Here is a 24,157-nt window from a genome sequence, read left to right on the forward strand (position 1 = left end):
TGCGATGTTGCGATTTATCACTGTTTTGGGCCTGATTTTCGGGCTGACCGTGGGTGCAGACGCCCAAACCTATCCCACACCCACGACCAGTCTGGTCAATGATTACGCCGAAATGCTGGATGACGCCAGCGCGGCCCGCCTGACCGAAACCCTTGAAACCATGCGCACCGAAACGGGGGCCGAAGTCACGCTGCTGACCCTGTCATCGGTGCAGTTCTATGCCCAAGGCACCGACATCAAGACCTATGGCAAGGCGCTGTTCGATGCATGGGGCATCGGGGCAGAGGGCGCGGATACAGGTGTGCTGCTGCTGGTGTTTCGCGATGACCGCGAACTGGCGATCACCTTGGGCGATGCCTATGGCAGCGACTGGGACAGTGCCGCAGCGCGCGTGATTGACGAAGATATCCTGCCGGTCTTTCGCAACGGCGATTTCGCCGCCGGAATTGCCAGCGGCATCGACGGGATCAACACCCGCATCGTTGCGCCGTTTCATGCGGGCGGGCCATCAAGCGGCGGTGGCGAAGGCGGCGGGCTTGGCATCTGGGCCATCCTTGGCCCGATCGGTGCGATCATCGCGGGCCTGTTCGGCTGGAGCCGTGTGCGCGCCGCGCGTCTGGCCAAAGAACCCTGCCCGCAATGCGGCAAGCCTGGATTAAAGCGCGAGCGCATCACCCTGCAAGCGGCCAGCGAAATGGCCGAAGGACGCGGCGAAAACCGCATCACTTGCCTGTCGTGTGGTCATACAACCGCAACGCCCTTTGTCATCCCGATGGTTGCGGCCAAACCCGACGATGACGAAAAATTCGGCGGTGGCAAATCAGGAGACGGTGGCGCCAGCGGCAAATGGTAACCCGCCGCCGGCACACGCAACTCCTAGAACGCGTATGACACCCGCAGACTAAAGGTATCGACGGTCGGGCTTAGCCCCGTGCCGTCGAAATCGTCAAACTCGTGGTGCAGGTATTCCCCGCCGACCAATACATTCGGGCGCACCTTATAGGCAAGACCAAGCCCGTAGAAATAACCTGTGTCGCTGATTGTCGTGATGCCCGGATCGCTGAACTGGGCCTGGGCCATACCGGCCGTGAAATAGGGCAACGCATCACCCAGATCATAGCCGACCCGCAGCTTGGCGCGCGCGATGTAATCCAGCGCGCCGTCAATCGCGCCCTCGTCCACGATATCGGTCCAGTCATAGTCAACTTCGCCGCCCAGCACCCAGTCGCCGAAATCATACATGTAACCGGCATGCACACCATAGATCGCGCCGTTTTCATCAACGCCGTTTGGCACTTCTTCCAGATGGCCGGTGCCGTATTGGCCACCCAGATAAAAACCCGTCCATTCACCGATCACGGGTGCGGGCGGGGGTGCAACTGGCACAGGAATGACGGGATCAGCCAAGCCACCGGCGAATGCATTGGTGGCAAGGCAGGCGCCCAACAGGGCGGGGATAACAAGTAAACGCTTTGACATGAAATCTCTCCTTTTTGAAATTGCCCCAAGGAGACACCCGAAGGGCGATAGGCACATGATAAAGGAGGAGAAGGTGCCTGATCCAGCCCACGCTAAGCAATGCGGCCATAAACTGCCGATCAGCGCAGAAAATGCGAACGGCGCACCGGGTGGGATGCGCCGTTCTGTTGCAGCGGGGATGTAATTGGGGGGGAGGATTTGGGGAAATCCGGCCCCGCTGCGAACCACTTAGAACTGGAACGACACGCGCGCGGCCAGTGTCGTGGCATCAACGTCGATGCCGCTGCCGGCAAAATCGTCAAATTCATGCTGCAAGACTTCTGCGCCCACACGCATCCGGTCGCTGACCTGATAATCGGCACCGATGCCGTAGAATGCGCCGGTGTCATTGTCGTCAATTGCACCCGAGGTCGTCAGCTGCGCGGCACCAATGGTCACGTAAGGCAACCACTGACCGGCATCATAACCGGCACGGAACTTCAGGCGGGCGACGCTGTCAACGTCCAGACCGGCGACATCGTCGGTGATATTGCCACCTTCGAATTCCAGTTCGCCACCGACAACATAGTTGCCAAGGTCGTAAAGATACCCGCCGTGGATCCCGTAGGTGACGCCGTTCACATCGTCACCAAGGGTGGCGCTGCCCGTGACATCGCCATACCCCAGCGATCCACCGGCGTAAAACCCGCTCCAGTCGGAGGATGCCACCGGCATCGGGGCGGGCATCGGCGCCGGGGCCGGTGTGGTGATTGGCTCGTCCATACCGCCGGCAAAGGCGGGCGCGGCGAGCGCGAAAGTTGCAAGGCCTGCAAGAAGTGTCGTGCGCATGTTGATGTCTCCATCCATAAGTTGAATTTCGTCGCAGCCAGCCAGTCCGACTGCGCAAGGGACACTTGGGGCCGAAACCGGCGCGGGGCTATAACCTCACAGAAACGTTAGGTGTTTGGGCATCAAACTGCCGGTTCAGGCGGGATGGCTCGGCACTTTGCAGCGCAGCAAATCGCGGTGGCATCTTCCTGCCGATGGCACCGGAATTCCGCCGATGGGCCAAAAGCGACCACGGGTCGCAAACGGGCAAGACGCGCTGGGGCTTCGCCGCAAGGCTGGACACAGCTTGAAAGAAGGTCCGCCGTGCATCTAAACCCTGCATCTTGCATCGGAATTGTCTTGCGCACGATCGGCGCACGGCGCGGGCGCGCCGCAAGGGGGCGACCACAGGCGCGCTGACAGCCGCCCGTCACGACCCCTTACAAAAGCGAGACCGAAAATGACCGATGTCACCTACCCGTCCAAGAACCCGACCCCGCGCCCGACCCGTTCGGGTGGGCGCGCCGCGCGCCATGCCAGCCGCGCCGCCAAACTGTCCGATGATATGCGCCCCGTGCGGCCCGGATTGTCGGGCGGACAATACAAACCCCTGTCGGATGCCGATGTGGCACGCATCCACGCCGCCGCCCTGACCGCCCTTGAAGAGATCGGGCTGGCCGATGCGCCCCCCAGCGGCGTGGCGATCCTGACCGGCGCGGGGGCCGTGCAGGGCGATGACGGGCGCATCCGTTTTCCCCGCGCTTTGGTCGAGGACATGCTGGCAATCGCAAACCGCGACGTGACGCTGTGCGGGCGCGATCCGGCCCATGATCTGGACCTGTCAGGCACCCGCGTCCATTACGGCACCGCAGGCGCGGCGGTGCATATGGTCGATGTTGCGGGGCGCAACTACCGCGAAAGCACGGTGCAGGATCTGTTTGACGCGGCGCGGATCGTCGACACACTCGACAATATCCATTTCCTGCAACGGCCCATGGTCTGCCGCGATATCCTTGATAACCTGGAAATGGACCTCAACACCGTCTATGCCACGACCAGCGGCACCACCAAACACATCGGCACCTCCTTTGTGGAACCCGCCCATGTGGCCCCCTGCATCGACATGCTGCACATGATCGCGGGTGGCGAGGCCGCGTGGCGCGCGCGCCCCTTCCTCAGCAATTCGAACTGCTTTGTGGTGCCGCCCATGCGCTTTGCGACCGAAGCCTGCGAGGTGATGGAAAACTGCATCCGCGCAGGCATGCCGGTGCTGCTGTTGTCGGCGGGCATGTCCGGCGCCACAGCACCATCAACCATCGCCGGCGCGATCGTGCAGGCCGTGGCCGAATGCCTTGCCGGGATCGTCTATGTCAATGCCATGGCCCCCGGCCATCCGGCCGTGTTCGGCACCTGGCCCTTCGGGTTGGACCTGCGCACCGGCGCGATGACCGGCGGGTCGGGCGAACAGGCGCTGTTGACAGCGGGCTGCGCGCAGATGCACCGGTTCTATGGCCTTCCGGGCGGTGCGGCGGCAGGGATCGCCGACAGCAAACTGCCCGACATGCAGGCGGGATGGGAACAGATGTGTTCCAACGTCATGGCCGGGCTGTCAGGGTTGAACATGGTTTACGAGGCTGCGGGCATGCATGCCTCGCTACTGGGGTTCTGCCATGAAAGCCTGATTTTGGGCGATGATTTGATCGGCCAGGCCCTGCGCTGCGTGCGCGGGATCGAAGTGGACGACGAAACCCTTGCGCTGGACCAGATGCGGGCGGTCTGTCTGGGGGGACCGGGGCATTACCTTGGCACCGAACAGACCCTTGGCCGGATGGAAAGCGATCATGTTTACCCAGCACTTGGCAACCGGATGTCACCCAAGGAATGGGCGGAAAAGGACAAACCCGACCTGATCGAAAACGCGATTGCAACCAAGGAACGGATACTTGCAACCACCAGCGCAGCGCAGTTTGCCCCCGATCTGGACGCCGCGATCCGCGCGCGGTTCACCATTCACCTGCCGCGCTGAATGGGGTTTTTGGGGGCCTTGCCCCCGTCGCGTTCCGCGACTCCCCCAGAGGTATTTTTGAACAAAAGAAGGGATCAGCCCCCCGTCAATCGCGCGGCGTATTCGGGGGGCCTTCTCTTGTTACGGCCATCGGCTCTCCAGCCTGTTCCGCGCCGCCAGCCTAACGTGGCATGGTTAACGCAACCCTAACTTCTTTTGTTCGGAAATACTCAATCAGGACGGCTGAGGATTCCGCCGCCCACAGCGGCGCGCACGCCCGTGGTGCTGGTGCAGGATGTAGGCAGCCCCTTGGCCACGCGCACCGCCAGATAGGCAAAGGCCTGTGCTTCGATCATGTCACCGTCAAGGCCCGCGTCCTCGACCGGCTGCACAGGGCAATCGAGCCCGGCTTGCAGCATCGCCATCATCGTCGGGTTTTTGCGTCCGCCACCGCAGACCAAAACGCGATCGGGCGGTGCGGGACAATGTTCCATCGCGCGCATCACCGCACTGGCGGCCATGCCTGTCATCGTGGCGGCCGCATCCGCATCGTCCAACTCGCGCACAAGGTCCAACATCTGGTCAAAAGCGTTGCGATCCAGTGACTTGGGCGGCATCTTGTAGAAATAGGGATCGTCCAGAAACAGCTCGAGCGCGCCGGTAACGACCGTGCCGCGCGCGGCGAGTTCGCCGTCCTTGTCATAGGGTTGCCCCAGCCGTTGCTGCATCAGATCGTTGATCGGCGCATTCGCGGGGCCGGTATCAAATGCGAGCAACGCGCCGTCACTTTCTGGGACGGGTTTGGACGGGTCGACCCAGGTAAGATTGCCAACCCCGCCAAGATTGAGGAATGCAACCGGCCCGTCTGCCCCGATCCATTTTGCCAGCGCGAAATGATAGAACGGCGCAAGCGGCGCGCCCTGCCCGCCAAGGCGCACATCCGCGCTGCGAAAATCCCAGACCACGGGCAGGCCCAGACGGTTGGCAATCCGCTGCCCGTCGCCCGCTTGATGGGTCCCGCGCCCGCCGGGATCATGGGCCAGTGTCTGGCCGTGGAACCCGGCCAGATCGACGCCCTCGAAGCCCGCCATCGCGGTGACATGCGTATCTTCGATCAAGGCGATAACATCATCACCGACCTGACTCTGCCATTGCCCCAGCGCGCCGTGCAAAACCGTGCGCTCGGCCTTGGAATAGGGGTGATAGCCCGTGTCGCCAAAGCCGGAAATGCTGTGCCCGTCCGTGTCGATCACTGCCACGTCGACCCCGTCAAGCGAGGTTCCAGACATCGCCCCAAGGGCGCGCACCGTGCCAGATTTCAACATGCACTTTCCCTTGGCCAAACTGCCCCTTATAGATGCCCCGAACCCGATGCAGAGGCAAGCTATGACCTACCACCCCAAATCCGATTTCATGACCGTCATGATTGAACGCGGCTTTCTGGCCGATTGCACGGATTATCAGGCGCTGGACGAGGCGTTCAGCAAGGGCGTGGTGCCTGCCTATATTGGCTTTGATGCCACGGCCAAATCGCTGCACGTGGGCAGCCTGATCCAGATCATGATGCTGCGCTGGCTGCAAAAGACCGGCCATCAGCCGATCACCCTGATGGGGGGCGGGACGACGAAGGTGGGCGACCCCAGCTTTCGCGCCGATGAGCGCCCGTTGCTGACGCCCGACCAGATCGACGACAATATCGCAGGGATCAAGCAGGTGTTCGCGGCCTATATTGATTACGACACCGACGCGCCGAACAAGGCGCTGATGCTGAATAATGCCGAATGGCTGGACGGGCTGAACTACCTTGATTTCCTGCGTGACATCGGGCGGCATTTTTCCGTCAACCGGATGCTTGCGTTTGAAAGCGTCAAATCGCGGCTGGATCGTGAGCAGTCGCTGTCGTTCCTTGAATTCAACTACATGATCCTGCAAGCCTATGATTTTCTTGAGCTAAACCGCCGTTACGGCTGTCTGCTCCAGATGGGTGGCAGCGACCAGTGGGGCAATATCGTCAACGGGATCGACCTGACCCGCCGCGTTCTTGATCACGAGATTTACGGGCTGACGTCACCCTTGCTGACCACCAGCGATGGCAAGAAGATGGGCAAGTCGCAGGACGGTGCCGTATGGCTGAACGCGGATATGGTCGCGCCCTATGAATTCTGGCAGTTCTGGCGCAACACGACTGATGCGGATGTTGGCCGGTTCCTCAAGCTCTATACTGAAATGCCGCTTGAGGAATGCGACCGTCTTGGCGCGCTGGAGGGCGCCGACATCAACGAGGCCAAGATCATTTTGGCCAATGAAGTCACAACATTACTGCACGGAGCTGATGCTGCCGCCGCCGCCGAAGAAACCGCACGTGAAGTGTTCGAAAAGGGCGGTGTAGGTGATGACCTGCCCACGCTGACCCTGTCAGCGGCCGACCTTGGCGATGGCATGTCGATCGTGCAATTGATCGTGAAATCCGGCCTTGCGGGCAGCGGCAAGGAGGCCAAGCGCCTGATCGCTGAAAACGGTGCGCGGGTAAATGACGAACCGTTGACCGATGCCGGACTGATGGTAGATGCAAGCGCCCTTGCCAGCCCGATGAAACTGTCGGCGGGCAAAAAGCGCCACGCGCTGGTGCAACTGGGCTAAAGCCAGTCGATCAGTGCCAGCACAGCCCCTGCGGGCAGCGCCACCGCCAAGGCAAGCAGCGCCGCGCCAATGGGGGTTAACCTGGGCGCAGGCGCGACCTGCCCGTAAACTTGGGATTCGCGTTTTTTCACGCGGTCATTAACCACGCATTAGGTTTCCACTGTCTTAACGGTGGCAATGGACATGAAACCTGCCCGCCCGCCGCCTGACGCGATCTTGCCGCTGCAACAACACCCGTTTTTCGCGGATGCATTGGCGCGCATGGGCCGCGATGTGACCAGTCTGGCCTTGCAAGATGGTGCGCGCCGGATTGGCCACGTGCAGCTGATCTCGCGCAGGTTTGGCCCCTTGGGGCGCGTTGCCTTGGCCTCGTGCGGGCCGGTGTGGTGCGCGGATACCCCGCCACACCTGCGCCGCGACATGCTGCGCGCGCTTGGCAAACGCGGCCTGCGGATCGTCAATGCAAACGAAGGTATTCCCAAGGGCGCGGGGTTTCACCAGATCATCAGCGCGGCGCATCTGGCCGAGGTGGACCTGCGCGGCGATCTCTGTGCCGCGATGCATCCAAAATGGCGCAACCGGCTGGTCAAGGCGCGGTCGGCACCGCTGACCTTGCAACATGACATCTTTGACAGCGACAGACATGGCTGGCTTTTGCTGGCCGAACGTGCCCAGCAAAAGGCGCGTGGTTATCGCGCCCTGCCCGCCGCGATCACGCTGGCCTATGCGGCCGCACACCCCGCGCAGGTGCGCGTGATCACGGCCCGTGACGGCCAGACACCTGTCGCGGCCATGCTGTTCCTGTGCCATGGCCCAGTTGCAACCTATCATATGGGGTGGAGCGGGCCGCAGGGGCGTGCGACAGGCGCACACAACCTGATCCTGCATGCGGCAATGGCGTGGCTGGCAGATCAGGGCCATGTCCGGCTTGACCTTGGGACAGTGGACACGCAGACCAATCCTGGCCTTGCCCGCTTCAAGATTGGCGCGGGCGCAACGCTGCGCGCAACAGGTGGCACATGGCTGCGCCTGCCCGACTTTGGGTTGCGCTGGCCGCGGCACGCGGCACATGCTAGAGCCTGATCAAACAGATCGGGACAGCCCATGACATTGCTGCAAATTACCTCGCTCCTGATTGTGCTGGCGGGGGCGTTCGGCACGATCAACTACCTGTTTTTGCGCCTGCCCTCGGCGATTGGCATTCTGGTGGTCGCGCTGCTGGCGTCCTTTGGCATTATCATCACCGACTGGTTTTTCCCTGCCCTCACGGTCGAAGAAGCGATCCGCGCGCAAGTGCTTGAGATTGAATTTTCCGATGCCCTGCTTGAAGGGATGCTGGGGCTGTTGCTGTTTGCCGGTGCCTTGCATGTGAAACTGTGCGATCTGCGGCGCGAATGGGTCGTGGTGATGCTGATGGCGACCCTGGGGATTGCCCTGTCGACCACGATTGTCGGGGTCGGGTTCAGCTGGCTGACGGGGATGCCGCTGATGATCGCGCTGGTCTTCGGGTCGCTGATTTCCCCGACCGATCCGGTCGCCGTGCTGGGCGTGCTACGCGAGGCGGATTTGCGCAAGTCCCTTGAAACCAAGATCGCCGGTGAAAGCCTGTTCAACGATGGCGTGGCCTATGTGGTATTTCTGGTGCTGGTCGGGCTGGCCTTTCCGCACGGGGATGCACACGGATCGGGGCTGGCCGCTGCGGGACAGTTGTTTGTGCAAGAGGCCCTTGGCGGCGCCGCATTGGGCCTGACCCTTGGCTGGCTGACATTTCGCGTGATGCGCCGCATTGATGATTATTCGCTTGAGGTTCTGATTACCCTAGGCCTTGCGTTCGGTGGTTATGAACTGGCCGTCTGGCTGCACGTCAGCGCGCCGATCATGGCGGTGTGCGCGGGGCTGCTGATTGGCGATATCGGCACGAAACACGGCATGTCCGAAGAAACCCGCCGCTATGTCGATGCCTTCTGGAAACTGGTTGATGAAATCCTGAACGCGGTGCTGTTCCTGATGATCGGATTCGAGGTGTTCGCCGTGGCCTTTGACACATCCTATCTGTGGTCCGGCTTTGCGGCGATTGCGCTGGCGCTGTTTGCCCGACTGGCCGCCGTGTCCGTGCCAGTGTTGATGCTGAAACCGTTTCGCGACTTTTCCCAAGGGGTGATCCCGATCATGACCTGGGGCGGGCTGAAAGGCGGGATATCGGTTGCGCTGGCGCTGTCCCTGCCCGATGGTGAATGGAAACCGCTGATCCTGACGGCCACCTATATCGTGGTGATCTTTTCGATCATCGTGCAGGGGCTGACCGTGGCTGGGCTGGCCGAACGGCTGGGCCGCGCGCCCGAACTGCGATAACCCCGATCTGCGCCTTTGGTATTGCCGCCGCCGCGTCTTTGCGGTGGACGATCTGCGCCAGGCCGCCCTTGCCAACGCTGCGCCACCATCGGTGGGGGCGTTTGTTGCGGCCCTTGCCACGGGGCTTGTGGCGCGGATCGAAAGCACCTCGCTGGCGCTTGATGACCTTGCCGATGCGATGGGGGATGCGGTCTATGAGGGCGACGCGCCCACCTTGCCCGATCTGGCGCCGTTGCGCCGCCAGGTGATCAAGCTGCGCCGCCATGTGGGGCCGCAGACCGCCGCGCTGCATGATCTGGCGCGCCTTGAAACCGCTCTGTTCCCGCGCGCCCTGCGGGCAGCCTTGCGCGACAGCGCCAACCGCGCCACCCGCACCGACGAGGAACTGCACGAAGTCCGCGAACGGCTCACGGCCCTCGCCGATCATATGCACATGGCCCAAACCACGCGCATGGGGCGCAACAGCTATGTCTTGTCGGTGATCGCGGGGATATTCTTGCCGCTTGGGGTGATCACGGGGCTGTTTGGCGTGAATCTGGCGGGCATGCCCGGTGCCGATCAGCCTTGGGCCTTTGCGGCGCTGTGCATCGCAATGGGCGTGATCATTCTGGCGGGCTGGGCCTTGTTGCGCTGGAAACGCTGGCTTTGACAGGTCGGGAATACCCGTAACGGGCCTGTGCCCAGGATATGCTATGCTGCGCGGATTGATCCTTTGTGAAAGGCGATTTCCATGAAACCCGTTCTACCGCTTGCTTGCGCGGCGCTGATTGCCAGCGCCAGTGCGTTGACCGCTTGGTCCGTCAACCACACGGGCCTGTTAAGCGAAAGCCACACCCACACCGTCACCCCCGACAGCCTGCGGATCAACCTGCAGGATCTGACAACATTTGTCGTGCGCAAGACTGGCGACAGACGCAGCCGCATCGGCGAGCTGCACCGCATCTGGGTCGAGGTGCGTGCCGAAGGCGAATTCAACACCTTCGAGCTGACCCCCGCGATGCTGACCCCCGCAAGCGGGCGCGACAGCAATGGCACCTACATTGAAATCGACGATCCCGATCGGGTGCGGATCGCCGCGCCCCGCCCCGATGGCCTGGACGATCTGTGGGTCAACATGGCGCGCGGGTCCGAAATAACACTGGTCTTTCGGTTTCGCGAACTTGACTGTTCGGGTGACAACGCCTGCAATCGCGGCGATTCCGGCAGCTATACTATGGCGATGATCCTGCCGGCACTGCCTGCCGCCTTGCCCACGGCCTGCACCGAGGCGAACCGCTTTCGAATCTCGCTTCTGGACGATGTGCCCGCCTTTTTCGGCCCTGCCGCCCCTGTGCGCGTCACCCGAGAAGCCAGCGGTGATGTGGTGCTTGCGCCAACCGATGGCACCCTGTGCATCACCCAGGCCATCGCGGAATAAGTGCACTGGCAACCGCGCGCCTGTTTCGCTAAACCTGCCCCAGGGCAAAGGAACAGGCGCGATGGCTGACAACATTCTTTCACGCTGCGAGGCAAGCGGGCTGCGCATGACCGACCAGCGCCGCACGATTGCCAGCGTGCTGGAAGCCGCCGATGACCACCCCGATGTGGAAGAACTCTATGCCCGCGCCAGTGCCGCCGATCCGCGCATTTCGCTGGCCACGGTTTACCGCACGGTCAAGCTGTTCGAGGAATCCGGCATTCTGGAAAAGCACGAATTCGGTGACGGGCGCGCGCGTTACGAAACGGCCGACCGCGAACACCATGACCACCTGATCGACATGAATTCCGGCGAGGTGATCGAATTCGTCGACCCCGAAATCGAAGCCCTGCAGGAAAAGATCGCCGCGAAACTGGGCTATACGTTGAAAGGGCACCGGCTGGAACTTTACGGCGTGCCCAAAAAGAAAGACAGCTGATGGCCGACCCCCGCCCCCTATTGGCTGTCCTGATCGACGCCGACAATGTGCCCGCCAAACACGCCGAGGCGATCCTTGAAGAGATCGCGCGGATCGGTGAACTGGCATTGCGGCGCGTCTATGGCGACTGGTCGGCAGACGGCTTGCGCGGTTGGGCGGCGAAAATTCCGGCACTTGGGCTGGTCGCGCGACAGGAAACCGCCAACACCAAGGGCAAGAATGCCAGCGACATCGGCCTTGTGATCGACGCGATGGATATTTTGCACAGCGGCAAGTTCGACGGTTTCGTCCTTGTGTCCTCCGACAGTGATTTCACCGCCCTTGCCAACCGCCTGCGCGAGGACGGGCGCACTGTGATCGGCATCGGCGAGGGCAAGACGCCCGACAGCCTGCGCAACGTCTGCAACCGCTTTATCCTGATTGAAAACCTGATCGAAACGCCTGCCGCCACAACGAAAACACCCGCCGCGTCCAAGGCGATGAAGTTCTTTCGGGATGCCATCGCCAAAAGCGATCAGGATGATGAATGGTATCACCTTGGCGGGATCGGCAGCACCATTCAGGCCGCCCACCCCGATTTCGATACGCGCACCTATGGGCACGGCAAACTGTCGTCACTGGTCAAGGCGATCCCGCAGATCGAGACCAGACAGAACGGCAGCCAGTTGATGATCCGGCTCAAACCCTGATGGACAACCTGCGCGGCGCCCTTTTGATGGTCGCGGCCATGGCCGCCTTTGCGGTCGAGGATCTGTTTATCAAGCTGATCTCGTCCGTGATGTCGAGCGGGCAAATCATCTCGCTGTTGGCGGCCGGTGGTGCGCTGATCGTCATGGCCATCTTGCGGCTGCGCGGCGCGCGCCTGTGGACGGATACCTATCTGCACCCGCTGGTCCTGCTGCGCACGGCGTTGGATGTGGGGGCATCCTTGTGTTTCGTCACGGCGATCACTCTGATCCCGCTTTCGACCGCCTCGGCGATTTTGCAGGCGGCCCCGTTGGTGGTGACACTGGGTGGTGCACTGTTTCTGGGTCAGGCCGTGGGCTGGCGGCGGTGGAGCGCGATCTGCATCGGCTTTGCCGGTGTTTTGCTGATCATCCGGCCGGGGCTTGAAGCGTTCGATCCCCTGTCACTGCTGGCCGTGATCGGCACCATCGGCCTGGCCGGGCGCGACATTGCCACCCGCGCCCTGCCCACGGGCATGTCGGGGCTGCATCTGTCGCTGCACACTTTTGCGGCAATCACCCCTGCGGGATTTTTGCTGATGTGGGCCACGGGGCATGACTGGGTTACACCCGACGCCCTCAATTTCGCCCGTCTGGCCATCTGCGCCGTGATCGGGGTTGGTGCCTATCTGCTGATCGTCGCGGCCACGCGGATCGGTGATGTCGCAATCGTCGCCCCGTTCCGCTATTCGCGGCTGGTCTTTGCGCTTGTTCTGGCCATGATCGTGCTGAACGAGCGGCCCGACGGTATCATGCTGCTGGGCGCGGCCATCGTCATTGCATCGGGCATCTACACGCTTGTGCGCGAAGCCCGTTTGCGCCGCACTTCCCCTAAGGCCGCCAAGGCGGTATAGGAAGTTGAATCGCACCCTGTTTGCGCTAACAAACCCCAAAAGGACCCCGCCATGAGCATCATCATCGACGTTTACGCCCGCGAAATTCTTGACAGCCGTGGCAACCCCACCGTCGAGGTCGATGTGACACTTGAAGACGGCACAATGGGGCGCGCCGCTGTGCCATCGGGCGCATCAACCGGCGCGCATGAAGCTGTCGAAAAACGTGACGGCGACAAGGCCCGCTACATGGGCAAAGGCGTGTTGCAAGCGGTCGAGGCCGTTAACGGTGAAATCGCCGAGGCCATCGTCGGCTTTGACGCCACCGAACAGGTTGCCGTCGACATGGCAATGATCGAACTGGACGGCACCCCCAACAAGGGCCGTCTTGGGGCAAACGCAATTCTGGGCGTGTCGCTGGCCGTGGCCAAGGCGGCGGCTGACTACTGCGAACAGCCCCTGTTCCGCTACATCGGCGGCACATCCGCGCGGGTGCTGCCCGTGCCGATGATGAACATCATCAACGGCGGCGAACATGCTGATAATCCTATTGATATTCAGGAATTCATGATCATGCCCGTGGCCGCGGACAACATCCGCGAAGCGATCCGCATGGGCGCCGAAGTGTTCCACACCCTCAAAAAGGAACTGAGCGCGGCCGGCCACAACACCGGTATCGGCGACGAAGGCGGCTTTGCCCCCAATCTGGCCAGCACCCGTGATGCGCTTGATTTCATCATGACCTCGATCAAGAAGGCAGGCTATACGCCGGGCAGCGACGTTTACCTCGCGCTCGATTGCGCCGCGACCGAATACTACAAGGGCGGCAAATACGAGATGAAAGGCGAAGGTGTGTCGCTGACCTCTGCTGAAAACGCCGATTATCTGGCGAAACTGGCCGCCGATTATCCGATTATCAGCATCGAGGACGGCATGAGCGAGGATGACTGGGACGGCTGGAAAATGCTGACCGACAAGATCGGCGACAAGGTGCAACTGGTCGGTGACGACCTGTTCGTGACCAACCCTGCCCGTCTGGCCGATGGCATCGCCAAGGGCAGCGCCAATTCCATGCTGGTCAAGGTCAACCAGATCGGCACGCTGACCGAAACGCTGCAAGCCGTCGACATGGCGCACCGTGCGCGGTTCACCAACGTGATGTCGCACCGGTCTGGCGAAACCGAGGATGCGACCATTGCCGATCTGGCCGTTGCGACGAATTGCGGACAGATCAAGACCGGCTCGCTCTCGCGCTCGGACCGGCTGGCAAAATACAACCAGTTGATCCGGATCGAGGAAATGCTGGGTGAAACAGCGACTTATGCAGGGCGCAGCATTCTCAAGTGACCGCTGACCAGATCATCGCACAGCTGAACCTTGCCCCCCATCCCGAGGGCGGGTTCTATCGCCAGTCATGGGTGGCCGAAAACGAAGGCCGCCCGACCGGCACCTGCATCTACTTTCTGCTGCGCGATGGCGGCGCAAGCCACTGGCATCACGTCGATGCCGTTGAAATCTGGCACTATTATGCGGGTGCGCCACTACTCCTGCGTATGGCAAGCAACGACAACGGGCCGGCATCGGCCCATCGCCTTGGCCCCGACCTGATCAATGGCGAGGCACCGCAAATCATCGTCCCGCAAGGGCACTGGCAAGCGGCGCAAACAACCGGCGACTGGACGCTGGTGGGCTGCACTGTGTCACCGGGGTTCCAGTTTTCCGGCTTCACCCTCGCGCCTGCCGGATTCGACATTCCCGGTTGATCTGTCGGAGCCTCCGGCGGAGGGTATTTGGGGCGAGATGAAACACCAGTTGCGCCCCGCCCCAAGGGAATTGCCCATTTCAGACGCTTCACCTCGCACGGTCATCGGCTCCTCAGCCTGTACCGCATCCCCAAACAACCACATCACAGTTAACAAACTCCTACCCTGCTTCATCTCGCCGAAAATACCCTTGGGGTCTGGGGTGAAACCCCAGTCGGTCGGATTTGCGCAGCAAATTCGAAACGAAACACCGCACAATCCGCCCGCATACCCGGCGCAAGATAAAAAACGGGGAGCCGAAGCCCCCCGCTAAGTCTCGCCGTTCAGGCTCGATTTATTGTACCGCTCGGATTTTTTGCCTGCGGCCTGAACGTCGTGAAGGGGCGAGCGCACCCGCCCCTTGACCGAATTTAGCTACAGCCGGATGTCCCGCCGCAGGTGTTGCACTTCATGCATGTGCCGTTGCGCACGAGGGTGTAGTTGCCGCATTCGCCGCAAGCCTCGCCCTCGTAGCCCTGCATCTTGGCCTTATCGCGCGCCGTCAGGCTGACCGTGCCAGTCGCCATCGCGGTGGTGCTGGTCGCAACCGCGACACCGCCGCTGGCCACTTCGGGTACCAGCGTGTTCAGCGCGGCAACAGGATCGGCCCCGTTGCCCAGCGACATGCCACCGGCCCCGCCTTGCAGCACCATCAGATCCTGGGGCAAACGCTTGCGCAGATACCCTGTCGAGCTGATCTGCTTGAGCACCTCAAGGCTGCGTGATGCGGCACTTTCCGACACTTCCTGAATGTTGGACACGCCCTCTTCTTCGCCGCGCCCCAGATCATCAAACGAATGCCCTTCGGGTTTGACATGCGCCAGATCGGTGCGATCCAGATAGGACACAGCCAGTTCGCGGAAGATGTAATCAAGGATCGACGTTGCCTGTTTGATGCTGTCGTTACCCTGCACCATCCCCGCCGGTTCGAACTTCGTGAAGGTAAAGGCATCAACGAATTCTTCCAGCGGCACGCCATATTGCAGGCCCACGGACACGGCGATGGCAAAGTTGTTCATCATCGCGCGGAAACCCGCACCTTCCTTGTGCATGTCGATGAAAATCTCGCCAAGGCTGCCATCTTCGTATTCGCCGGTGCGCAGGTAAACCTTGTGCCCGCCCACATTCGCCTTTTGGGTATAGCCCTTGCGGCGATGGGGCATCTTTTCGCGGTTGGAGCGCACGATTTCCTTGATGATGATCTTTTCGACGATCTTTTCGGCCAGCACCGCGGCCTTTTCGTGGTTTGTGCCACTTTCAAGGGTTTCGGCTGCCTCGTCGTCATCCTCGACCAAAGCGGCGGCCAGAGGCTGCGACAGCTTTGATCCGTCCCGATAGAGTGCGTTTGCCTTGATCCCCAGCGACCACGACAGTTCATAGGCCTTCTGGCAATCCTCGATCGTGGCGTCATTGGCCATGTTGATCGTCTTGGAAATCGCACCGGAAATGAACGACTGGGCCGCGGCCATCATATAGATGTGGCTGTCAACACTCAGGAAACGCTTGCCTTTCTTGCCACACGGGTTGGCGCAGTCAAAGACAGAGTAGTGTTCGGTCTTGAGGTGCGGCGCACCTTCCAGCGTCATGGTTCCGCAGACGTGATCATTGGCGGCCTCCACATCGGCGCGTGTGAACCCAAGGTGGCGCAGCAGGTCGAACGTGGAGTCGTTCAGCTTTTCGGCAGGGATGCCCAGCGTCTGGGTGCAGAACTCTTCGCCCAGCGTCCACTGGTTCATCACGAAACGGATATCAAACGCGGATGGCAGCGCGGCTTCGATCTTGTCGATTTCCGCAGGGCCAAAGCCATGACCGATCAGGCTGGTGTGGTTGATGCCCGGTGCGTTGCCGATGGTGCCGTGGCCCACCGCATAGCTGATGATTTCCTCGATCTGGGCGGACCCGTAACCAAGGGTTTCAAGGGCGGCTGGCACCGACTGGTTGATGATCTTGAAATAGCCGCCACCGGCAAGTTTCTTGAATTTGACCAGCGCAAAGTCAGGCTCGATCCCGGTGGTGTCGCAATCCATGACCAGACCGATCGTGCCGGTCGGTGCAATGACGCTGACTTGCGCGTTGCGATAGCCGTGCACTTCGCCCAGCTTCAACGCTTCGTCCCATGCGCCCATCGCCAGATCAACAAGCCGTGCATCGGGGCAGTTGGCGTGATCAAGCGCCAGCGGCTTTGTCGCCAGCTTTTCATACCCATCCGTTGCGCCGTAAGCGGCATTGCGGTGGTTGCGGATCACCCGCAGCATGTGGTCGGCGTTCTTGGCATAGCCCGGAAACGCGCCCAGCTCGCCCGCCATTTCGGCGGATGTGGCATAGGATACACCTGTCATGATCGCGGTCAGGGCACCACACATGGCGCGCCCCTCGGCGCTGTCATAGCCGAACCCCATGTTCATCAGCAGCCCGCCGATGTTGGCATAGCCCAGACCCAGCGTGCGGAAATCATAAGACCGCTGCGCGATTTCCTTGGACGGAAACTGTGCCATCATCACGCTGATTTCCAGCGTCACGGTCCACAGGCGGGTCGCATGCATGTAGTCTTCGACCTGAAATTCGCCGTCCTTATAAAAGGTCAGCAAGTTCATCGAAGCCAGGTTGCAGGCCGTGTCGTCAAGGAACATGTATTCGCTGCAGGGGTTGGACCCGCGGATCGCGCCGTCTTCGGGGCATGTGTGCCAATCGTTGACCGTGTCGTGATACTGGATGCCCGGATCGGCGCAGGCCCATGCGGCGTGGCCCACCTGTTCCCACAGGTCGCGCGCCTTGATAGTCTTGTCAACTTCGCCGTTCTTGCGGTTGATCAGATCCCAGTCACCGTCCTGTTCGACAGCCTTGAGGAACGCATCCGTCACGCGGATCGAGTTGTTGGAGTTCTGGCCGGAAACAGAATTGTAGGCCTCGGAGTCCCAATCGGTATCATAGGTCGGGAATTCGATGCTGGTGTGACCCTGCTTTGCATAATCCAACACGCGCTTGATATACGTCTCGGGGATCATTGACTTTTTCGCGTCGCGAATTGCACTTTTCAAACCTTCGTTGATCGACGGGTCATAGGCGTCCGCCTCGGCACCATCCCATGTGCGGATCGCGGCAAAGATACCATTGAGCTTTTGCTCGTGCATTTTTGATCCCGCAACGATGCTGGCGACCTTCTGTTCTTCCAGCACCTTCCAGTTGATGAATTCTTCGATGTCGGGGTGGTCCGCATCGACGATCACCATCTTGGCGGCGCGCCGTGTGGTGCCGCCCGACTTGATCGCACCTGCGGCCCTGTCACCGATTTTCAGGAAACCCATCAGGCCCGAGGACTTGCCCCCGCCCGACAGGCTCTCACCGGCGGCACGCAGGGAGGAGAAGTTCGTGCCGGTGCCGGAGCCGTATTTGAACAGTCGCGCCTCGCGCACCCACAGGTCCATGATGCCGCCGTCGTTGACCAGATCGTCAGCGACCGACTGGATGAAACAGGCGTGTGGCTGGGGGTGTTCGTAAGACGAGGTGGATTTGGTCAGCTTGCCCGTCTGGTAATCAACATAGTGGTGGCCCTGCGCGGGGCCGTCGATGCCATAGGCCCAGTGCAGTCCGGTATTGAACCACTGCGGGCTGTTGGGCGCAGCGCGCTGCGTGGCCAGCATGAACCGCATTTCATCATAATAGGCCTGTGCATCGGCTTCGGTGCTGAAATAGCCACCTTTCCACCCCCAATAGGCCCATGCACCGGCAAGGCGGTCAAATACCTGCTTGGCGGATGTTTCGCCGCCCATGGTTGCGCCATCGGCCGGAACCGAGCGCCACAGGAATTCCGGCACGCCCTTTTCCTTGACGCGCTTCATTTCTGACGGGACACCCGCCTTGCGGAAATACTTCTGCGCGATGACATCGGAAGCCACCTGGCTCCAACCTTCGGGAATTTCGCAGTTTTCAAGCTTGAAGACGATGGTGCCGTCAGGATTTCGGATTTCGGACGTCGCTGATTTGAAATTCAGCTCTGCATAGGCGTCTTGTCCGGCTTTCGTGAAATTACGGTCAATCTTCATCGTCATTTGCCTCACGTTGGCGCTGTCTTGTGCAGCGCTATCCCTTGTCCACGATGCTGTTGCATCGGCCGCTGATGGCGCAGGTTTGACAAATTTCACCCGTTCCCGTGCCTCGATTTGACGCACAAGCTCCAGCGGATCGTCTTGCGATCCGGATGTCTGTTGTTCTTTGTCCCGCGCCGGTTTGCACTATATGTTGTGTGCTGTCAGTCGGCTTGCACAAACTGGCGCATCTACCCCTAGTGGGTCAACGGCAAATATTCACTAAATTTTGATTCTTTTGTGTTGACCAAAGCCGAAACGCCATGTCCCGCCACAGCGCGCGATTCCTCCACCGATTTCTCCACAGAAGCACCCACAAAGTGTTAACAAATACCCGATCACAAAAAAGCCCAAGCGACCCGCAGGGTTACACCATATAGCTGACCCATCGCATGAACTTGGCCCACAGCGATGTTGGCGCAAACGGGGAGCCGTGCGCCCAGTGCTTTCCCCCATGGCCCCCATGTGTCAGATGTTGAAAAATTGTCACGGAGTCCGTCATGCGCTTTTTCCCCCTATTTGCCCTTCTGGCCCTGACCGCCTGCACGGACACCGCAACCGGAACGACCGCGGCCGCCCTGCGGGGCGGCGCGCAACAGGCTTATTTTGCGGGTTATCCCGAACGCTTGTTCTTTGCTGCGGCCGCTACCTGCAACGAACCCGGACAAACCGTCGTGCGCCCCAACCGCGACGAGGTCCGCTGCGAATCCCTGCCCACACCCCAGGCGGCGGCGGGGCTGATCCTTGAACACAACGGCACCGTCGAAGACCTGCCACGCTATGTCTTTGCGTTTCGCGGGGCGCAATCGGGTGCGGGCTATGTCGTGACCGCCGACACGCATATCCGCGTGCCGCAGCGCGATGGCGGTGTGCGCCGCCTGCGGCTGCGTGATCCCCGCCTCGAGGCGGAACTGCGCGAGATCCTGATGATCGCCGGCGGACGACCCGTTCAAACGAAATAGCCCGCAAGGGTGCTGCAGGCCTGAAAACCTGTCACGAGCCAGCGATAGAAGCAGGTTTCAGTATCGCTGAGCATTGCATCGCGTGATGGCGGGCCACCACGCGACACAATATTGATCGCGCCCCTATTCGACGCTTTGAATGTTACCGTAAAAGCACTTGGCAGTTGCCTTCGTGGACTCGATGCCCAGGAACTTGATGTTGATGCAAGGCCGCGATCCGCGCGGCGTTGCGCGCCCCGGATCACAGGTCCAGTTGTTGGTATAAAGCGTTTCACCGTCGATGTCGGAAACCGCACGCGTCCATTCATCGGGATCACAGCCATAGCGGTTTTCCAGAATGTCGGCGTTGTCAGGGCGCCATTCGCCCGGTTCCGTGCGGGTTTCGGCAAAGGCCGCAAAAGTTGTCGTAAGCGCAAGAGTTGCCGCGCAGGCGGCTGTTACAAAGGTCTTCATCAATTTTCTCCAATATGGTTGGTCGCAAAAAATGTCGCGTAATAACGGAATGTTAAGAAATTGCCATCGGGTCTGTCAACTCTGTCCGATTCGGACCTGATGGAGGGGCGAACGGCCCCGCCGTGTGGCGGGATCGTTCAGGTTTCTTCAGCGCAGGGCAAACACCTAGCCTTCGCTTTCGATTGGTGGTTCGATCTCGGTCACCTCGCTAAAGGTGTTACCGCCGCGATCCGTTGAACGGCCCGGCTGGCAGGTCCAGTTGTTCAGGTAAAGCGTCTCGCCGCTTGCCTCCGATGTCACACGAACCCACTCGTTGGGATCGCAACCATAAAGCTTTTCAAGGACAGCCGCGTTTTCGGGCTGCCATTCGCCGGGCGCCGTGCGCGTTTCGGCAAGAACAGGCAGCGCTGTCGCAACGGCGAGGACGGATGCAAGGGCTGTAGTAACTTTGATATTCATGGCATTTCTCCCCAAAAGAAATTTCAAAAATGCGCCCAAGGCGACAACGATGTTCACCCATCGTGGCCCTGCAACGCATTCAAATTATAAAATGTATTTCCAAATGGTTAAAGTCAGGCAAGCCAGACTTGCAAAGCTAACGGCATGAAAACGCCGCATTAATCCAAAGGAATGCGCTGGTTTTGGCCGATATTTGGGGGATGTGACGATCTTGGTCGTCAATTTGGTCGGGGCGGAGAGATTCGAACTCCCGACCCTCTGTTCCCAAAACAGATGCGCTACCAGGCTGCGCTACGCCCCGAACCAAGGGTGTCTCTAAGGTCTGTGAACCGATTTGAAAAGACCAAAAACGACTATTCGCACGGCCAAACTGCATCAATGCCAAAAGACGGGTGCTGCATCTGGTCGCCAACGCTGATCCCAAGCCGTTCCGCCATGCCGCCATTCACTTCAAGCACCATTTGCACGCCCTCCCCGCCCGGAATCGGGGTTTCGTCCAGCGGAATCGCCTCGCGGTGAATGCGGGTAATCGTGCCGTCAGGTGCGGCAAACAGCATATCCAGCGGGATCAATGTGTTGCGCATCCAGAATTGCGGGCTTTGCGGGCGTTCGTAGATGAAAAACATGCCTTCCATCACGGGCATGGACTCGACGTTCATCAGGCCCTGGGCGCGTTCTGCCGGATCGTCGGCAACAGCGACGCGAAACCGCGCCTGACCGAAATCACCACGAATCGACACGGCCTGATCCGAACAGGCTGCCGCAGCCATGTCCGCCCCCAAAAGGGCGCAGACCAGGGCCGTGGCGCGGATCACTTGGCAGCCTTTGAAGCTGCATCCCATGACAGGACTTCTGTCGCCATGCGCCCGCGTTTGCCTTCCATCACCCGCAGCGTCACCGCTTCACCGGGCAGCAGATCGGCAAGGCCGGACTGACGCAAAATCTCAACGTGCACAAACACATCCTCGGTTGACCCAAACACATTGGCAAAGCCGAAACCCTTGGCCTTGTCGAACCATTTTACCCGCGCCGGCTCCAAAGGGGAACGGGCCATTTCTTCGGGGTCCATATCGGCAAAATCGCTCAGGCCCGCGCCGATGGGCAGGTCGGCGGTATCAATCGAAAACACCGCGACGGCCTGCATCCCGCGGTCTGTTTCCAGCACGCTCAGTTCAATCGCCGCCCCATCGGCAACCGAACTCTGGCCAAAATTGCGCAGCACATTCGCATGCAACAAGATGTCTGGCCCGCCGTCATCAGCGACCACGAATCCGAACCCCTTGCCGGGATCAAACCACTTAACATGTCCCTTAAGGACATGTTCGTTCTCTTTTTTCTCAGTCATAACAATTGATATTCCTTGCACATGGTCCCCATCGAACCCTGCGCGTCCCACACCATGTCTGCACGACAAAAGCCCAGATATTCAAGGGCATTGTATTAACGAATTTTCACGAAGCGTGAAATTAGGGGTTCAGGCGGCTGATTTCCCAAGGGTCATCTACACCTATGCGCGACCAGCGAAAGCGGTCGTGCAACCGAAACGGGCCATCCGCCCAAAACTCGATTTCCGAAGGAATGATTCTGAAACCACCCCAAAACGGCGGGCGCGCCGGGTGCGTGCCATGTTGCGCCGTGACCTTGGCGACCTCGGCCACCAAAGCCGCGCGCGACGACAGGGGCTGTGACTGGTGCGAGGCCCAGGCCCCAAGCCGGCTTTTGAGCGAGCGCGAGTTGTAATAGGCGTCTGCCTGCGCGCCCTCCTCGCGGGTGACGGTCCCGCGCACGCGAATCTGGCGGCGCAGGGATTTCCAGTGCATCACAAAGGCAGCCTTGCCCGATGCGGCCAGTTCCTGCCCCTTGGCGCTGTCGTAATTTGTGTAAAACACAAACGCCGCCGTCTCGATGTCCTTGAGCAGGACCATCCGCGCGTTGGGCAGCCCATCCTGATCGACCGTGGACAGGGCAATCGCGTTCGGATCATTGGGTTCGCTGGCCTTGGCCTCGGCCAGCCAGTCACGCGCAATGGCAAACGGATCGTCGCCCGCAAAAATGCCTGTTCTGTCGCTCATGAAGTCACCTCTTTTGTCGCAGGTAATATGACGCGGGGCATCCGACAAGTCTGACGCGGCGTGCGCATAGGCTTGATGCAACCCATTCAATCGCCTAAACCAATGCGAAACAACGCCCATTTCGGCGAGAGGGACATTATGACTTCCAATTTGATGCAAGGTAAGCGCGGGCTGATCATGGGCCTTGCCAACGATAAATCCATCGCTTGGGGCATTGCCAAAGCCTGTGCCGATGCGGGCGCCGAACTGGCGTTTTCCTATCAGGGCGAGGCGCTCAAGAAACGCGTTGATCCCCTCGCGGCCTCGCTTGGCTCGGACATGGTGCTGCCCTGTGATGTAGGCGACATGGACAGTGTTGACGCGCTGTTTGCCGCGCTTGAGGCAAAATGGGGCAAGATGGACTTCATCGTCCATGCCATTGGTTTTTCAGACAAAAATGAATTGCGGGGCCGATATGTTGATACCTCGCGCGAGAATTTCCTGATGTCGATGGATATCTCGGTTTATTCGTTCACAGCCGTCGTGAAACGCGCCGCGGCGATGATGAACCCCGGCGGCTCATGCTTGACGCTCACCTATTACGGCGCCGAGAAAGTCATGCCACATTATAACGTGATGGGCGTGGCCAAGGCCGCACTCGAGGCCTCGGTGCGCTATCTGGCCGAAGATCTGGGCAAGGACGCGATCCGCGTCAATGCGATCAGCGCAGGCACAATCAAGACGCTGGCGGCCAGCGGCATCGGCGATTTCCGGCTGATCATGAAATGGAACGAATATAACGCCCCCCTGCGCCGCACCGTGACACAGGACGAAGTTGGCAAATCCGCGCTTTACCTGCTGTCGGATCTGGGCAGCGCTGTGACGGGCGAAGTGCATCACGTGGATGCCGGTTATCACGTGGTCGGCATGAAGGCCGTCGACGCACCGGATGTGACCAAGGAATAACCGCGCGTGACCGACATCACGACCGCCCAGTTTGTCGCTTTCAACCTGACGCTGCTGGCCGCCATGGCCAGCCCCGGACCCGCTTTTCTGGTGGCGGTGCGCAATGCGATCGTGCTGGGGCGGCGTGGCGGTATCCTCACGGGGTTGGGGCTGGCCTGCATGGCTGCCCTTTGGACAACGGCGGCCCTCGCGGGCCTGTCGGCGCTGTTTGTGATCGTTCCGTGGCTGTTTGGTGCGCTGAAACTGGGTGGCGCGCTTTATCTGATCTATCTGGCGGTGATGCTGTGGCACCACGCGCCCGATGATCTGACTACACCCCGCAAAAGGCGCGGCAATCCGTTTCTTGCGGGGTTCCTTGTGAACCTTGCAAACCCGAAATCGGTGCTGTTTGCCGCGGCCGTGATCGTGGTGATCTTTCCGGCCGGCCTTGCACCAAATGACGCGGCACTGATCGTAGCCAACCACCTGATCGTTGAAATCGTCCTTTATGCGCTGATTGCGCTGGTGTTTTCCACGCCGACCGCGCGCACCACCTATCTGCGCGCCAAACGGGTGCTGGACCGCGCCGCGGCCTGTGTCATGGGCGCCCTGGGGATGCGGTTGCTGCTGTCGCGCGCCACATGACGCGTTTTCACCATACTCC

Annotated in this window: 25 protein-coding genes and 1 tRNA gene; 15 read left to right on the plus strand and 11 right to left on the minus strand. The window is 60.6% G+C overall.

Features of this window, described 5'->3' with window-relative positions:
- Window positions 1-4 precede the first annotated feature (4 nt).
- Window positions 5-853: a TPM domain-containing protein gene (locus SJY21_RS02675; RefSeq protein ID WP_377505812.1), complete on the plus strand. Its 849-nt coding sequence runs from the start codon at window positions 5-7 to the stop codon at window positions 851-853.
- 23 nt (window positions 854-876) lie between these two features.
- On the opposite strand, the gene SJY21_RS02680 is transcribed toward SJY21_RS02675, so the two are convergent.
- Together SJY21_RS02680 and SJY21_RS02685 are read right to left on the minus strand one after the other, a co-directional pair.
- On the minus strand, window positions 877-1,479 hold the full coding sequence (locus SJY21_RS02680) for an outer membrane protein (protein ID WP_377505815.1): 603 nt from the start codon (window positions 1,477-1,479) through the stop codon (window positions 877-879).
- Window positions 1,480-1,707: 228 nt separating this feature from the next.
- Window positions 1,708-2,307, minus strand: coding sequence for an outer membrane protein (locus SJY21_RS02685; RefSeq protein ID WP_377505818.1), 600 nt, complete (start codon window positions 2,305-2,307; stop codon window positions 1,708-1,710).
- 439 nt (window positions 2,308-2,746) lie between these two features.
- Here SJY21_RS02685 and SJY21_RS02690 point away from each other — a divergent pair, with 439 nt between their 5' ends.
- The gene (locus SJY21_RS02690; RefSeq protein WP_377505821.1) at window positions 2,747-4,312 is read left to right on the plus strand and encodes a trimethylamine methyltransferase family protein; all 1,566 of its coding nucleotides are present in this window, start codon (window positions 2,747-2,749) and stop codon (window positions 4,310-4,312) included.
- Window positions 4,313-4,521: 209 nt separating this feature from the next.
- On the opposite strand, the gene SJY21_RS02695 is transcribed toward SJY21_RS02690, so the two are convergent.
- Window positions 4,522-5,616 carry an anhydro-N-acetylmuramic acid kinase gene (locus SJY21_RS02695; RefSeq protein WP_377505824.1) on the minus strand — a complete coding sequence of 365 codons (1,095 nt, stop codon included), beginning with the start codon at window positions 5,614-5,616 and terminating at the stop codon, window positions 4,522-4,524.
- Window positions 5,617-5,677: 61 nt separating this feature from the next.
- Here SJY21_RS02695 and tyrS point away from each other — a divergent pair, with 61 nt between their 5' ends.
- Window positions 5,678-6,931, plus strand: a complete 1,254-nt coding sequence (gene tyrS, locus SJY21_RS02700; RefSeq protein WP_377513122.1) for a tyrosine--tRNA ligase — start codon at window positions 5,678-5,680, stop codon at window positions 6,929-6,931.
- On the opposite strand, the gene SJY21_RS02705 is transcribed toward tyrS, so the two are convergent.
- The gene (locus SJY21_RS02705) at window positions 6,928-7,077 is read right to left on the minus strand and encodes a hypothetical protein (RefSeq protein ID WP_377505827.1); all 150 of its coding nucleotides are present in this window, start codon (window positions 7,075-7,077) and stop codon (window positions 6,928-6,930) included. The two genes, tyrS and SJY21_RS02705, sit on opposite strands and share 4 nt — an antisense overlap.
- Before the next feature lie 37 nt (window positions 7,078-7,114).
- Between SJY21_RS02705 and SJY21_RS02710 the strand changes: the two genes are divergently transcribed.
- The 9 genes from SJY21_RS02710 to SJY21_RS02750 all read left to right on the plus strand — a co-directional run bounded on the left by SJY21_RS02710 (window position 7,115) and on the right by SJY21_RS02750 (window position 14,499).
- On the plus strand, window positions 7,115-8,014 hold the full coding sequence (locus SJY21_RS02710; RefSeq protein ID WP_377505830.1) for a GNAT family N-acetyltransferase: 900 nt from the start codon (window positions 7,115-7,117) through the stop codon (window positions 8,012-8,014).
- A 21-nt stretch (window positions 8,015-8,035) separates the two neighbouring features.
- On the plus strand, window positions 8,036-9,283 hold the full coding sequence (locus SJY21_RS02715) for a cation:proton antiporter (protein ID WP_377505833.1): 1,248 nt from the start codon (window positions 8,036-8,038) through the stop codon (window positions 9,281-9,283).
- Between the two features lie 7 nt (window positions 9,284-9,290).
- On the plus strand, window positions 9,291-9,932 hold the full coding sequence (locus SJY21_RS02720) for a CorA family divalent cation transporter (RefSeq protein ID WP_377513124.1): 642 nt from the start codon (window positions 9,291-9,293) through the stop codon (window positions 9,930-9,932).
- 81 nt (window positions 9,933-10,013) lie between these two features.
- A complete protein-coding gene (locus SJY21_RS02725) occupies window positions 10,014-10,700 on the plus strand; it encodes a hypothetical protein (RefSeq protein WP_377505836.1) in 687 nt (228 codons plus the stop codon).
- A 61-nt stretch (window positions 10,701-10,761) separates the two neighbouring features.
- On the plus strand, window positions 10,762-11,178 hold the full coding sequence (locus SJY21_RS02730; protein ID WP_377505839.1) for a Fur family transcriptional regulator: 417 nt from the start codon (window positions 10,762-10,764) through the stop codon (window positions 11,176-11,178).
- A complete protein-coding gene (locus SJY21_RS02735) occupies window positions 11,178-11,867 on the plus strand; it encodes an NYN domain-containing protein (RefSeq protein WP_377505843.1) in 690 nt (229 codons plus the stop codon). Before SJY21_RS02730 ends, SJY21_RS02735 begins: the two co-directional genes overlap by 1 nt.
- Window positions 11,867-12,757: a DMT family transporter gene (locus SJY21_RS02740; RefSeq protein ID WP_377505846.1), complete on the plus strand. Its 891-nt coding sequence runs from the start codon at window positions 11,867-11,869 to the stop codon at window positions 12,755-12,757. Before SJY21_RS02735 ends, SJY21_RS02740 begins: the two co-directional genes overlap by 1 nt.
- A gap of 51 nt (window positions 12,758-12,808) precedes the next feature.
- Window positions 12,809-14,083, plus strand: coding sequence for a phosphopyruvate hydratase (eno, locus tag SJY21_RS02745; protein WP_377505849.1), 1,275 nt, complete (start codon window positions 12,809-12,811; stop codon window positions 14,081-14,083).
- A complete protein-coding gene (locus SJY21_RS02750; RefSeq protein WP_377505852.1) occupies window positions 14,080-14,499 on the plus strand; it encodes a cupin domain-containing protein in 420 nt (139 codons plus the stop codon). The genes eno and SJY21_RS02750 overlap by 4 nt, the downstream gene beginning before the upstream one ends.
- Before the next feature lie 410 nt (window positions 14,500-14,909).
- Here SJY21_RS02750 and SJY21_RS02755 read toward each other — a convergent pair whose 3' ends face one another.
- Window positions 14,910-18,581: a vitamin B12-dependent ribonucleotide reductase gene (locus SJY21_RS02755; protein WP_377505855.1), complete on the minus strand. Its 3,672-nt coding sequence runs from the start codon at window positions 18,579-18,581 to the stop codon at window positions 14,910-14,912.
- Window positions 18,582-19,123: 542 nt separating this feature from the next.
- On the opposite strand from SJY21_RS02755, the gene SJY21_RS02760 reads away from it, so the two are divergent.
- Window positions 19,124-19,585 carry a hypothetical protein gene (locus SJY21_RS02760; RefSeq protein WP_377505858.1) on the plus strand — a complete coding sequence of 154 codons (462 nt, stop codon included), beginning with the start codon at window positions 19,124-19,126 and terminating at the stop codon, window positions 19,583-19,585.
- Window positions 19,586-19,708: 123 nt separating this feature from the next.
- Here the strand turns inward: SJY21_RS02760 and SJY21_RS02765 are convergent, their stop codons facing one another.
- The 6 genes from SJY21_RS02765 to pdxH form a co-directional block, all read right to left on the minus strand.
- Entirely contained in the window at window positions 19,709-20,038 is a 330-nt protein-coding gene (locus SJY21_RS02765; RefSeq protein WP_377505861.1) for a hypothetical protein, read from the minus strand.
- Between the two features lie 165 nt (window positions 20,039-20,203).
- Window positions 20,204-20,497, minus strand: a complete 294-nt coding sequence (locus SJY21_RS02770) for a hypothetical protein (protein WP_377505864.1) — start codon at window positions 20,495-20,497, stop codon at window positions 20,204-20,206.
- 224 nt (window positions 20,498-20,721) lie between these two features.
- A tRNA-Pro gene (locus tag SJY21_RS02775) sits at window positions 20,722-20,798 on the minus strand.
- A gap of 52 nt (window positions 20,799-20,850) precedes the next feature.
- Window positions 20,851-21,267 carry a DUF192 domain-containing protein gene (locus SJY21_RS02780; protein WP_377513126.1) on the minus strand — a complete coding sequence of 139 codons (417 nt, stop codon included), beginning with the start codon at window positions 21,265-21,267 and terminating at the stop codon, window positions 20,851-20,853.
- 41 nt (window positions 21,268-21,308) lie between these two features.
- Window positions 21,309-21,842 (minus strand): cold-shock protein, encoded by a 534-nt coding sequence (locus tag SJY21_RS02785; RefSeq protein WP_377505867.1) that lies wholly within the window; start codon window positions 21,840-21,842, stop codon window positions 21,309-21,311.
- A 121-nt stretch (window positions 21,843-21,963) separates the two neighbouring features.
- The gene (pdxH, locus tag SJY21_RS02790) at window positions 21,964-22,569 is read right to left on the minus strand and encodes a pyridoxamine 5'-phosphate oxidase (protein WP_377505870.1); all 606 of its coding nucleotides are present in this window, start codon (window positions 22,567-22,569) and stop codon (window positions 21,964-21,966) included.
- Window positions 22,570-22,707: 138 nt separating this feature from the next.
- Here pdxH and fabI point away from each other — a divergent pair, with 138 nt between their 5' ends.
- On the plus strand, window positions 22,708-23,514 hold the full coding sequence (gene fabI, locus SJY21_RS02795) for an enoyl-ACP reductase FabI (protein ID WP_377505872.1): 807 nt from the start codon (window positions 22,708-22,710) through the stop codon (window positions 23,512-23,514).
- Between the two features lie 6 nt (window positions 23,515-23,520).
- Complete coding sequence (locus SJY21_RS02800; protein ID WP_377505875.1) at window positions 23,521-24,138, plus strand: LysE family translocator; 618 nt, start codon at window positions 23,521-23,523, stop codon at window positions 24,136-24,138.
- The last annotated feature ends 19 nt before the right edge of the window (window positions 24,139-24,157 follow it).

It is taken from the genome of Octadecabacter sp. R77987, from assembly GCF_042466115.1.
In the GTDB taxonomy this organism is placed as follows: Bacteria; Pseudomonadota; Alphaproteobacteria; order Rhodobacterales; family Rhodobacteraceae; genus SW4.